The sequence below is a fragment of the Dubosiella muris genome (assembly GCF_004793885.1).
Classification (GTDB): domain Bacteria; phylum Bacillota_I; class Bacilli_A; order Erysipelotrichales; family Erysipelotrichaceae; genus Dubosiella; species Dubosiella muris.
In genome coordinates this window covers 26497-37173 of sequence record NZ_SRYG01000023.1, presented here as the reverse complement: position 1 = coordinate 37173, position 10677 = coordinate 26497, and the positions used below count along the sequence as shown (strand labels likewise).

Genomic DNA, 10677 nt, shown 5'->3' with positions numbered 1-10677 from the left:
GGTACACTTTAAAATGTATCCTCTAAGACTGCCATTTCTTAACTAAATGACATTGAGGCGTTCCTCGATTTTTTTTGCCTACTGGGCCGGTTCCCACAGCAGCAGGCTGAATTTGATTTTTTTGTCTGCCTTTACCGCGTGCTGGTCGCCTTTGTTAAAGATAAAGCTGTCGCCTTTATGAAGGGTGTATTGTTTTCCCAAATACGTCAAGGTTCCTTTTCCTTCCAATACCGTGACGAGCGCGTTCATCGGCGCGGCGTGCGTCGGCAGCTCGCTTTCCTCGATCGCCACCAAAATGAGTTTCATCGCGGTTCCTTCCTCGACGACTTTTTTCACGGCTTTTCCTTTTTCGTACGAAATTTGATCGTGCAGAGCGAACACTTCGCCCGCCTTCCATGCTTGGGTCATATGACATACCTCCTTGTCCTGACTCTTTCATCATAACGCAGCCGTCCTGCCGGCGCCCCTTGAATGACCGTAATGTGTAAAAACGGCCGCCACGACCGTCTTTGTTTCTTCTTATTCCGCTAAGCAATACCCGACGTTTTTAATCGTCCGGATCTCGTCTTTGGATAAATCAAGCTTTTGGCGCAGCTTGCGGATGTGGACGTCGAGCGTGCGCGATTCCTCGTAAAAAGGTCCCCATACTTTTTCGAGCAACTCTTCGCGCTTGACGACGCATCCATCGGCTTCCAGAAGCACTTTCAGCAAATTGTATTCTTTATAGGACAGCTCGACGCTGGCGCCATCCTTGGTCACTTCATGTTTGGATTCGTTGAGTTCGATCGTTCCGCGCTTTAAAATCCGGTCTTTCTTTTTTGTTTTTTCATAGCGGCGCTTGATGGCCTTGACTCGCGAGGTCAGCTCGATAATGCCAAACGGCTTGGCTAAATAATCATCCGCGCCCAGATCCAGTCCGATCGCCTTGTCGACTTCGCTGTCTTTGGCGGACAAAATGAGCACGGGAATGTCTTCCCATGCCTCGCTGGCTTTCAGCTTTTTCAAGATGGAAAGGCCATCCTCCTCGGGCAGCATGAGATCGAGCACGATCATTTGCGGAATTTCTTCCTCCATCGCCTGCCAAAACGCGCCGGGACGCTCGAATCCCTGGCTTTCATCCTCTTTTAAAAGCGCGTACGAAAGCATGGTTCGAATCGACTCGTCGTCCTCTAAAATATAAATCATGAAATCACCTTCCTTTTTTTGATTCTACCATGAATTCCCCGTCTGAACGAACGTTCTGATATGGTTTCGAACAACGTCCTCGTCCTGTCTTTCGCGAGGCCGGGAAAGAAATGAAAAAACGCCCAGTCAAAAACTGTGCGCGTTCCAAATCAGTCTTCCTGAATATACAGCCGGGTGCTGCGTGGAAACTCCCGCCCAAACGCTTCTTTGAGCGTCTTCTTTCCCGTTTTGGCGTCAAGCTGGACACGCTGGTTCACATAGCCCGACTCGACAAGAAAGCATTGGTCGCCTTCTTTTTCAAAACGGACAAACCGGTCTTTTTTATACGTCCACAAACTCATGGAAGAAAGGTTTTTTTGTTTTAGGACGTTGAGCCATTTCATTTGCGCCTGCCGCAACGGAACGAGTTTCACCGGGATCAACCTTCTTTCAAAAAGGACTCCAGCTCCTGGGTGAACGACTTTTTCAGCAAAGTCGTCGAGCCGTAGAGCACAAAGAGCCGCTCGCCTTGGCGCGCGAACGCGATCCGCACCGCTCCCACGGAAGGATCGTTGACGCGGCACTCGAAAACCGGCAAGTCATGCCAGCGTTTTCTCGTCGCGTATTTCGACTTGAAAAAATCATTTTCCGCCTGCCGACGCAAAGTTTCCACGATTTTCGATTGGAGCGAAGGGTTTTTTTGAAGCATTTTGCGGCATCCTCTCGCTTCGAATGTGACGTCGATACCGTCCTTCTTTTTTTCCTGCATACCCGTATTGTAGAAGAGGCGGCAGCCACAAGCAAACCGGATGAATAAAAAAAAAGTCCTTTCGGACTAGGACTCGAACCGGTCAAACTTAATCGGCAGACCAAGAAGCTCCCCAATCTTAAAGGACATGCCAAGACAAAGCACGATCGACAATGTCGTCGCAAACGACGCGTGATTCAGATGCAGTACGAGTGCGACGATCCCACAACAAATGTTCACAACCAATAAAATCCAATTTAAGTAGTTCATATTTTTTTCATTCCTTCTGTGAGATCCCTTGTTTACTTCAGTATAGCACACGCTGTAAGCACTTTCATCCTAAATCTCACAAAATCGTTCGATAGTGTAAACTTTCTGTGTGAAAACGATTTCTTTTGTTCTATTGAAAGAATATCAAACTTTTACCAGCTTGGCAACAAAAAAAGGAATGAGCAACGCTCACTCCAAAATAGCCCGATCCAGACGCGTTTCGTCGCGCAAGGCCTGGTTCAGCCATTGTTTGATTTGTTTTACGCCGCCTGGCGTATTGGACTCAATATTGCATGGCAAAATCGGATCGTGCAAGCTCATGCGCACGAGCAGCCAGCCATTGCCATGACCGGAATCGAAATTGAGGCGGATGCCTTCAAAATTCGAATCGGCGGCTTGAATAAATGGTGTATCCGCGGCTTTTCGCGTCAGCCGCTCAATGACCGCGTTGCCGTATTCGATAAAATCGTCCCCGTCGATTGGCAGGCGGAACTCCCCTTCCTCAAGCGGATGTTTCAAATCCGCCAGTCGTGTCGACAGCCTGTCTTTGACGGCTTCGATCACGATCCGGGTCGCCAAATACGCGCCATCGTCCAGAAAATAGTTGTTTTTGTAGGCCGCGTGCCCGCTTGTTTCAATGGCGAGCTGGCAGTCGATGCCGTTTTCATTCAGTCTTTTCGCCTCGTTGATGACGTTTTTATAGCCTCGTTTAAAGCGGACATGCTTCATGCCATGCGATTCTAAAAACGCGTGAAGCTCGTCGCTCGTCACGGAATCGGTCACGATAGTCGTCGCGGGATGGTCGTTTTTAGCGATCAAAGCGGCCAGGGCGATGATGGCGTTGCGGCTGATTGGATTGCCAAACTCGTCAACCGCCGAAGAACGGTCGACGTCGGTGTCGAAAATCAAGCCCAGATTGGCTTTGTTTTCGAGCACCGCCCGACACACGCTGGCCATCGCCTCCTTGTTTTCCGGATTTGGAATATGGTTTGGAAACGAGCCGTCCGGTTCAAGAAACTGGCTGCCGGAAATATCGGCGCCAAGCGGTCCGAGCACGTCGGTCGCGAAAAAGCCGCCCGCCCCGTTGCCGGCGTCGACAACGATGTGCAAATCTTTTAACGGATGCGCGTAGTCCGCCGCTTGAATGGCTTCCTTGATTATGTTTTTCAAGTGGGTGGCGTACAACGCCATCAAATCGCATTTTTGCATCGAGCCTTCTGCCGCCCGCTCGAATCGGCCGGTATCGGCGATTTCTATCAGCTCTTTAATTTGATGCGACTCCAGTCCTCCCTCTTTGTCGAAAAACTTCATTCCGTTCCGGTTCCAAGGCAGGTGGCTCGCCGTAATCATAATGGATCCGTCGCAGTCCGTTTGCGGAAAGACACAAGCCATGAACATGGCCGGCGTCGTCGCCATGTCGCAGTCGAAAATTTGCGCTCCGTCAAAAAGCAGCCCGTCCGTGATGGCGTGCTGGAGCTTTTGCCCGCTCAACCGGGAATCGCGGCCTACCGCGATGCGCAGCTGCTTCTTTCCTGTTTTTTTCGAAAGCCATGTCGCGAAGGCGCGTGCCAGGTCATACACCGCCTCGTCGGTTAAATTGACCGCTTCTCCATCGACGCCTTCGAGCGCGATGCCGCGGATATCGCTTCCATTTTGTAGTTTTGCGTAAGTCATAGAAAATCCTTCTTTCCTGTTTCCTTTCCATTGTACCAAAAAACAACAAAAACGAAACCTTTGCGTGGCGTTCGTCTTTCGATTCGCCTAGCTTGTATCCGGATAGTTTTCGAAAAAAAAGATGCCGTTTTCGACATCTTTAAAAAATCACTTCTTTTTCTTTCCCGTCTGGTATTTCTTTTTCGATTTCGTCGCGGTCGACACTTTCTTTTCCACATTCGTGTTGCGAGCTTGCTGCTGCACTTCCTTCTGCTTGCTAAACCATTTTTTATCCGCGTAGTTGATCGCGATATAAATAATGATAATGTCAAACGAGAAAATCATGATCCACTGGAAGTATTCCGCGTTGGAGTACATCATCAAAAACGAAAGCAGCGCCTCGGCGCCCGCCACGAGCATGTCGAACTTCACCAGCTCGTAGTTGTCGGCATCGTCCAACGCCAGTGCGAATTTGTTGAAGTAGCGAATCTTTTTGTTCCGGCAGTACCGCTTCTTCATGAGGCAGCCGATAATGTAAATCAAAACAACATTGATCAAATACATGTATGGAAACACCGGCGCGTTGGCAGCCCAAGTCATGATGACGCACACAATGACCCACAGCCACATCATGACGATTTGCGCTTTTCTTAGCTTTTTCATCCATTTTCCCCCTGTCTTAAAAAATATGATATCAGTTTTCGTTCGAAAGGAAAAGATAGAGAGCGCATTTCAAATCAATATCCGGTATCATAGGTTTTTTATTGCATATAAATTGTAAAAGCCATCAAGACGGAAATACATTATTATTAAACATTAAATCTAAAAATATAATGATATATTGATGTCTGGTTGGATAAAAAAGGAGAGAAAACGCATGACAAAGAAAAAATCACAACTTATACTCCTGTTCGCCTTTCTTGGCGTCACGGCCATCGGATTTTTTGAAATGCTTCCCAATTCCATCTACGCGACGCTGGGGCCTCGAGGTCCCATGTCTTCCTTTCCGATGCTTTTTTCCTTTTACGAAGGAATGGATACGATCCTGCCTTTGATTGGCTATTTGCTGCTGATTCCGTTTGTGTCGCATTTTCAAACGCTGCGATGGCGACGGAGCGGATTTGACAACACGGTCAGTTTGCGGATTGGAAAGCGCGTTTACTTCAAGCAGCTTGTCTGGCGCTCTTTTCAGGAAATCTGGTTCTCATCAATTTGTTTCTGGTAGTTCTGATGGTGATTTTTATCAACCCGGTCAACCCATTGCTTTTGGACGATCCGCACATGGTGTATCACGGTTTCTATTTCCACCAGGAAATCGCCGACTGGATCGCGTACACGATGGTGGAAGTGGCGGGCTGGACGATGCTGAATTTGCTTTGCATGCTGTTTTCCCAACTCGTTCCCAACAAGTATTTGTACCCGTTTCTCTTGTTGATTTTCACATTGCTCATGACCTTTCTTGTCGCGTTTTTATCGGGTTTGCCGATTCACAACTACGAGATCGTTTCCTGTCTTAGCCCGTTCAATTTGCTCGCTCCCGGCGTCATGTCCCTGCTGACTTTCGAATCGCGCCGGTGGCGCTACATCACAGTCGCCCTCACGTTTCTCGTCTTTGGCTTGCTCATTGCCGGTCTGTACCGGCTCGTGGTGAAATTGCGGTACCGCTATGGTTAAGTCGTTTGTCACCCATTTGATGACGCAAAAAACGTATGTGCTCGCCTCGCTCTTCGCGATCGCCATCATGGGATATTACGTCTGGAACAACTGGGGCTATGGAGCCGAAGGATTTTACTTGTTCGGGTTCGCGAAATTTCTCGTCTTCGGCTGTTTATACGATTTTCTTTTGTTTTTGCGCATCAAGATGTATACACAAATTGAAAACTTCGGCATCATTCGAACGGGCAAAGACAACTGGTACCGGCAAATCATGAAGATCGAAGCGCTGCTGCTCCAGCTCTTTTTGCTTACTGTATTCGTTGTGCTGCCCATCTTAAACGGCATTGAAAACAAAACCACGTATCTCGTCGGCCTTGTTCCCCTGCTTCTCGTTTGGGAAATTGGCTATTTCGCGGAAATGTGGTTTCTTCCCGACGCGGGAAAAGAGCTGTACGGATTATGGATCGCGTTTTTGCTGCTTGTGGTGTACACATACGTCCTGGGACCCGCTTTGTTTACGAGGGTACTGGGCTAAGGAGGAACTATGGAAACTGCCTTAACGATTCGGGATTTGAACAAATCCTTCAAACAAAATCTTGTTTTAAACAGTGTCGACCTTACGTTAAAACAGGGCGATGTCGTCTACATCAAAGGAGCCAACGGCTCGGGAAAATCGACCTTGTTGAAAATCATCTGCGGATTGATGACGGCCGATTCAGGCACGATTGAAAAAGCGAACGAAGTGTATATTGGCGCGCTCATTGAAAATCCGTCGTTTGTCGAATCGGCTTCGCTCAAGAAAAATCTGCAATTTTTACTAGGGCTGCGTCACAAAACGCCCGATACACTGGCAAGAGCGTTGTGCGAACGGTTTGATCTGAACTTTGAAAATAAAAAACCCATCCGCTCCTATTCGGTTGGCATGAAACAAAAGGCCGGCATCATTCAGGCGCTGATGGAAGATCAAAACGTGATCCTGCTGGACGAGCCGACACGCGGCCTCGATAAAAAGTCGATCCAAACGTATTTGGACGTGATGCGTGAACAAATTGCACAAGGGAAAACCATTGTGGTGGCTTCCCACGACTATGAAGACATTGGATTCAACCGCTGGCTGGAGCTGGACGATGGCAAGCTTTGTGAACTGGAAACGCCTGACAACGATCTCGCTCGTTGAAGTCGCGGCCCTTACGCTCGTCAAAGCGGTCGTGCGCCTTTTCCCGTTTGGCGACATCGCGTTTCTGACCGTTTCGCGCCTGTCCACGTCGCTTCTAGTCGCCCTCTCGTTTTTGTGGATCCAAATCGTCGTCTTTTGCGCGACCGTGCTCTATTCCGATTTTTACCGCCAAAACCAGCGAAACATCCAAATTCGTGTCGGTAAGCGCAAAGCCCAAACACTTTTGACAGGAAACATCGTATTCGGCGCGTTGCTCTATGAAGCACTCGTCGTCGCCTTTTCCGGTTTATCGTACTGGAAACCGGGCCTGGCGAACGCGCTCCTGTTGATCGTCGTTCTTGGATTATCCGGAAAAAAGATCAAAAACGGTTCGATGGAAGTGCTTGTGTTTTTTGGATTTACAGCGCTTAGTCTGCTGACAAACACGTTGTTCTTATAAAATAAGAGGTGCGCACGATCTACGAACGGCGCACCGAAATCGACTAGCCGGATCGTCCGGCTCTTTTTATTGTTCCCTTTTTTTATTTTCCTCGCGCATGACTTTTCTTGCCTGGGAGTCCAGCTTTGAATAGACGATCTTCGCGTTGGCGAGGGCCCGGATCCGTACCCGGTCGAGATTCATTTTATGCCGTTCGATTCCGAACTGCGTGACCGCCTGCCAGATGAACACCCAGCCGGCGATATCGAGAATTTCCGATGTGACCGGCCGCAAGCCTAAGTAATCGCCAAGCGCGTGGAGCGTCAGGATGCCGGCGCCGATTGCCAGCATCGTTAATCCCGATTCCACGTTTTTTCTTCGTTTGCGCTGGATATTTTTCAGCTCGTTTTCATAATAGTAGTGAATGGCTTCCCGGTAAATACCTTTTTCCTTCGCGTCGATTCCGTCGCTCGCGATGTCGATTTGCAGGTGTTTCAAATTGTTTTGCGGAACGGTTTGAATCAGGTTGTCCAAAATCGAGGCCGCCTCCCCGGAAATGACCGGTCGATCCGCCCAGTACGGCGAAAGGAAGTCGTCGTTTCGAATCACAGTCAAATGAATCGTCGAACTTTTGGTTTTGTCCATAACGCTTACTCTTTCCGCAAAAAACGAACCTGGATGTCCTGATCGTAGTCGCCAAACTGCCGGCCAAACAAATTCAGTCCACCCGGATGCTTGGCGTCCGCCCGGCTCTCGATCCGAAACCGCAGCACGTCCTTCTCTTCTCTTGCTTTCAGTAAATCGGACAGGCGGATATCCGCGATTCGTTCCTGTTCCATATATACCCCGGTTTCCGTCAGCCGCAGCGTTTTCTTCAGTCCGTATTCGCTGCCCAGCGTCCACCATGACGGCGTGTATTTACCTTTCCGGTCGCCAAAATCACCCGGACTCGTCCACGTTCCGATGGCCTTTCCATTAAAGAAAAAATCAATATCCGACGGATGAACGGCATTGTAGCCCGGAAATTCGCTGCATATTTCCAATGTGATCTCCACCTCGCCCACGTCTTCCAGGTCCACGTCAAAGACAGGAATCGGATATTCCAAATAGCCGGAGGAAAGCCACAGCAAACACACCCGGTTCCGGTTGGGCGCGTGAAAATAGCGCGCGTCGTCAATGTGGCCAAAGATCCGTTCCGCCTCGGCCATGCCGCAAGGCGCCGTCACCTCGCATTGATCGTACGCGCTGATCGGAATATCCACCTGGTAAAACGAGCGGTTTTTCATTCCGTAATTGTTGTCGAAAATGATTTGCGCCTCGTTGATTTTCAACCGGCACATCTTTTTCAACCCCCTTTTTCCACTCACCAAATGCGCTTCCACGATTCCTGCTTCCTCTAAAATCTGAATGTGCTTCGTCACGATAGCGGACGACAGCTGCAACGTTTCCCCCATCTCCTTGATCGACATTTCCTTCACCTTTAAAAGCGAAATAATATCCATCCTCGCCTTGCTCGCAAGCGCCTGAAAAAAAGGCAGCGACGATTCCTCCACGTTCAAATACACGACTTCCGGCGAAAATACCGCCATTCTCATCCCTCCGGTTTCTACTGGTTCCAGTATAGCACACCTTCTTCCATCCTACCTTGTCCTGTTTTCTCCCATACTTTTTGATTTTGATGCGAAAACAGAAAGCGCTTCCAGTTTTTATTGACATTTCCTGTCCGCTCATTATAATTCATTATGCATTAACCAATTAATGAATATATTAACTAAACAAGTAGAAAGGAATACAATTATGTTCGAACGACTGCATCATCCGCGCCCGCAAATGGCGCGAAAACACTGGCGATCCCTCAACGGCGTATGGGATTTTGCCTTCGACGACGCCAATCTCGGCATTCAGAACCACAACTTTTTGAAGCCTGGTTTTTTTGACCGCGAAATCGTCGTTCCATACAGCTATCAAACGAAAAACTCACGCGTCCACACGTTGGAAAACCATCCCATCGTCTGGTACCGGAAAACGATCGCGGTATCCAAAAAAGAAGGACGCCGCTTCCTGCTACATTTTGACGCAGTGGACTATCAGGCCGACGTCTGGATCGACGGAAACCACGTCTTCACCCACCAGGGCGGCCACGTGCCGTTTCAAATCGACATCACGCCTTATCTTCAAACGGAAGACGTGTCCATCGTCGTACGCGCCGAGGACCACAACCGCTGCAGCCAGCCAATCGGCAAGCAATCGTGGAAAGACGCCAACTTTTTATGCTGGTACACCCGGACGACCGGCATATGGCAGCAGGTATGGCTCGAGGAAGTGGCCGACACGTACATCGCCGAAGTGCGCATGACGCCCGACATCGACAACGCCACGATGGAGTTCGACTTCTTCGTCGCCGGAAGCGAGATACCCGCCCGCGTCGAAGGAGACATCACCTACCAGGGCCGCCCCGTCACCTCGTTTCGCGTCGCCGTCAAAAACAACCGGGCGCGCATCATCGCGGACGTCAGCAGCGAGGACGCCAACTTCCGGCTTCATTTCTGGAGCTGCGCCGAGCCTAACTTATACGACGTGCGCTTCACGCTCGTCAGCGAAACGGGAGCCATCGACGAAGCGGACAGCTATTTTGGCATGCGCGACATCCGCCAGGAAGGCCATCGCGTTTTCCTCAACAACCAGGAGTTTGTGCAGCGGCTCGTTTTGGATCAGGGCTATTTTGCCGACGGCGGCCTGAGCGCCACCCCCGAGCAGCTTCGCGACGATTTGCTCAAAGTCAGGGAAATGGGCTTCAACGGCACCCGCAAGCACCAGAAAGTCGAAGACGCCCGCTATATGTACCTTTGCGATGTGCTCGGCCTGGTCATGTGGGCCGAAATGCCTTCGTTCTTCGAGTACTCGCCGGCCGCGGTGGAAAACTTCACCCGCGAGCTGCCCGCCCTGATCGCCAAGCACTACAACCATCCTTCTGTCATCGTCTACACGTTGATGAACGAGTCGTGGGGCGTCAACGAGATTTACAAGCATCCGGCCCAGCAGGCGTTTGTGAACGGCGCGTACTGGATGACAAAAGCGCTCGATCCCTCCCGGCTTGTCGTGGGCAACGACGGCTGGGAGCAAACCACGACCGATCTGCTCACGGTCCACGACTACAACGCCGATCCAAAAACGCTTAAAGAAAGCTACGCGAACATGGAACAGGCTGTCAATGGCTGCCCTTCGCGCACTTCGCTGCGCCACACATTCGCCAAAGGATACGCCTATGCCGGCCAGCCATTCATGATCAGCGAGTTTGGCGGCGTCGCCTTCGACACCGGAACGTACGCCGGCAAGGAAAGCTGGGGCTATGGAAAACGCCTCGAAGGACAGGAAGCCGTCCTGCACAAGATTCGCGATTTGACCCGCGTCGTCATGGAGCTGCCGGGCATGTGCGGTTACTGCTACACCCAGCTTACCGACGTCGAACAGGAAGTCAACGGCCTGCTCGACCACAACCACGAGCACAAATTCGATCCCGCCATGCTTCGCGAGATCTTCAACGGAGGAAGCCATACCGGGTTTCTCTTTGTGTAAGTAAAAAGAAAGGAA

Annotated in this window: 15 protein-coding genes; 6 read left to right on the top strand and 9 right to left on the bottom strand. The window is 50.2% G+C overall.

All coding sequences use genetic code 11. The annotated features are described in order from the left end of the window. Positions 1-78 precede the first annotated feature (78 nt). From E5336_RS10420 to E5336_RS10390, 7 genes are all read right to left on the bottom strand, one after another. On the bottom strand, positions 79-408 hold the full coding sequence (locus E5336_RS10420) for a cupin domain-containing protein (RefSeq protein ID WP_135981057.1): 330 nt from the start codon (positions 406-408) through the stop codon (positions 79-81). A gap of 111 nt (positions 409-519) precedes the next feature. Then, positions 520-1185, bottom strand: a complete 666-nt coding sequence (locus tag E5336_RS10415; RefSeq protein ID WP_135981056.1) for a response regulator transcription factor — start codon at positions 1183-1185, stop codon at positions 520-522. A 149-nt stretch (positions 1186-1334) separates the two neighbouring features. Beyond that, positions 1335-1598, bottom strand: a complete 264-nt coding sequence (locus E5336_RS10410; protein ID WP_135981055.1) for a hypothetical protein — start codon at positions 1596-1598, stop codon at positions 1335-1337. 5 nt (positions 1599-1603) lie between these two features. Then, positions 1604-1933: a hypothetical protein gene (locus E5336_RS10405; RefSeq protein ID WP_135981054.1), complete on the bottom strand. Its 330-nt coding sequence runs from the start codon at positions 1931-1933 to the stop codon at positions 1604-1606. Between the two features lie 66 nt (positions 1934-1999). Then, the gene (locus E5336_RS10400; RefSeq protein WP_135981053.1) at positions 2000-2182 is read right to left on the bottom strand and encodes a hypothetical protein; all 183 of its coding nucleotides are present in this window, start codon (positions 2180-2182) and stop codon (positions 2000-2002) included. Positions 2183-2371: 189 nt separating this feature from the next. Beyond that, positions 2372-3856 (bottom strand): phosphohexomutase domain-containing protein, encoded by a 1485-nt coding sequence (locus E5336_RS10395; protein ID WP_135981052.1) that lies wholly within the window; start codon positions 3854-3856, stop codon positions 2372-2374. 147 nt (positions 3857-4003) lie between these two features. Further along, entirely contained in the window at positions 4004-4498 is a 495-nt protein-coding gene (locus E5336_RS10390; RefSeq protein WP_135981051.1) for a hypothetical protein, read from the bottom strand. Positions 4499-4712: 214 nt separating this feature from the next. Here E5336_RS10390 and E5336_RS10385 point away from each other — a divergent pair, with 214 nt between their 5' ends. Genes E5336_RS10385 through E5336_RS10365 form a run of 5 tightly spaced genes read left to right on the top strand, consistent with a single transcriptional unit; the run spans position 4713 to position 7107 of the window. Next, entirely contained in the window at positions 4713-5060 is a 348-nt protein-coding gene (locus E5336_RS10385) for a hypothetical protein (RefSeq protein WP_135981050.1), read from the top strand. Positions 5061-5065: 5 nt separating this feature from the next. Beyond that, positions 5066-5509: a hypothetical protein gene (locus E5336_RS10380; RefSeq protein WP_135981049.1), complete on the top strand. Its 444-nt coding sequence runs from the start codon at positions 5066-5068 to the stop codon at positions 5507-5509. Beyond that, positions 5502-6026: a hypothetical protein gene (locus E5336_RS10375; protein ID WP_135981048.1), complete on the top strand. Its 525-nt coding sequence runs from the start codon at positions 5502-5504 to the stop codon at positions 6024-6026. The genes E5336_RS10380 and E5336_RS10375 overlap by 8 nt, the downstream gene beginning before the upstream one ends. A 9-nt stretch (positions 6027-6035) precedes the next feature. Then, a complete protein-coding gene (locus E5336_RS10370; RefSeq protein ID WP_135981047.1) occupies positions 6036-6668 on the top strand; it encodes an ATP-binding cassette domain-containing protein in 633 nt (210 codons plus the stop codon). Beyond that, complete coding sequence (locus E5336_RS10365; RefSeq protein WP_168353643.1) at positions 6619-7107, top strand: hypothetical protein; 489 nt, start codon at positions 6619-6621, stop codon at positions 7105-7107. The genes E5336_RS10370 and E5336_RS10365 overlap by 50 nt, the downstream gene beginning before the upstream one ends. Positions 7108-7173: 66 nt before the next feature. Here E5336_RS10365 and E5336_RS10360 read toward each other — a convergent pair whose 3' ends face one another. Both E5336_RS10360 and E5336_RS10355 read right to left on the bottom strand, forming a co-directional pair. Beyond that, positions 7174-7731 carry a hypothetical protein gene (locus E5336_RS10360; RefSeq protein WP_135981045.1) on the bottom strand — a complete coding sequence of 186 codons (558 nt, stop codon included), beginning with the start codon at positions 7729-7731 and terminating at the stop codon, positions 7174-7176. 5 nt (positions 7732-7736) lie between these two features. Beyond that, positions 7737-8675 carry an ArsR/SmtB family transcription factor gene (locus tag E5336_RS10355; protein WP_168353642.1) on the bottom strand — a complete coding sequence of 313 codons (939 nt, stop codon included), beginning with the start codon at positions 8673-8675 and terminating at the stop codon, positions 7737-7739. Positions 8676-8883: 208 nt separating this feature from the next. Here E5336_RS10355 and E5336_RS10350 point away from each other — a divergent pair, with 208 nt between their 5' ends. Continuing rightward, positions 8884-10662 carry a sugar-binding domain-containing protein gene (locus E5336_RS10350; protein WP_168353641.1) on the top strand — a complete coding sequence of 593 codons (1779 nt, stop codon included), beginning with the start codon at positions 8884-8886 and terminating at the stop codon, positions 10660-10662. The last annotated feature ends 15 nt before the right edge of the window (positions 10663-10677 follow it).

Coding starts and splice junctions, on each gene's coding strand:
- E5336_RS10420 (WP_135981057.1), bottom strand. CDS start 408: ATGACCCAAGCATGGAAGGCGGGCGAAGTGTTCGCTCTGCACGATCAA.
- E5336_RS10415 (WP_135981056.1), bottom strand. CDS start 1,185: ATGATTTATATTTTAGAGGACGACGAGTCGATTCGAACCATGCTTTCG.
- E5336_RS10405 (WP_135981054.1), bottom strand. CDS start 1,933: ATGCAGGAAAAAAAGAAGGACGGTATCGACGTCACATTCGAAGCGAGA.
- E5336_RS10400 (WP_135981053.1), bottom strand. CDS start 2,182: ATGAACTACTTAAATTGGATTTTATTGGTTGTGAACATTTGTTGTGGG.
- E5336_RS10395 (WP_135981052.1), bottom strand. CDS start 3,856: ATGACTTACGCAAAACTACAAAATGGAAGCGATATCCGCGGCATCGCG.
- E5336_RS10390 (WP_135981051.1), bottom strand. CDS start 4,498: ATGAAAAAGCTAAGAAAAGCGCAAATCGTCATGATGTGGCTGTGGGTC.
- E5336_RS10385 (WP_135981050.1), top strand. CDS start 4,713: ATGACAAAGAAAAAATCACAACTTATACTCCTGTTCGCCTTTCTTGGC.
- E5336_RS10380 (WP_135981049.1), top strand. CDS start 5,066: ATGGTGATTTTTATCAACCCGGTCAACCCATTGCTTTTGGACGATCCG.
- E5336_RS10375 (WP_135981048.1), top strand. CDS start 5,502: ATGGTTAAGTCGTTTGTCACCCATTTGATGACGCAAAAAACGTATGTG.
- E5336_RS10370 (WP_135981047.1), top strand. CDS start 6,036: ATGGAAACTGCCTTAACGATTCGGGATTTGAACAAATCCTTCAAACAA.
- E5336_RS10365 (WP_168353643.1), top strand. CDS start 6,619: ATGGCAAGCTTTGTGAACTGGAAACGCCTGACAACGATCTCGCTCGTT.
- E5336_RS10360 (WP_135981045.1), bottom strand. CDS start 7,731: ATGGACAAAACCAAAAGTTCGACGATTCATTTGACTGTGATTCGAAAC.
- E5336_RS10355 (WP_168353642.1), bottom strand. CDS start 8,675: ATGGCGGTATTTTCGCCGGAAGTCGTGTATTTGAACGTGGAGGAATCG.
- E5336_RS10350 (WP_168353641.1), top strand. CDS start 8,884: ATGTTCGAACGACTGCATCATCCGCGCCCGCAAATGGCGCGAAAACAC.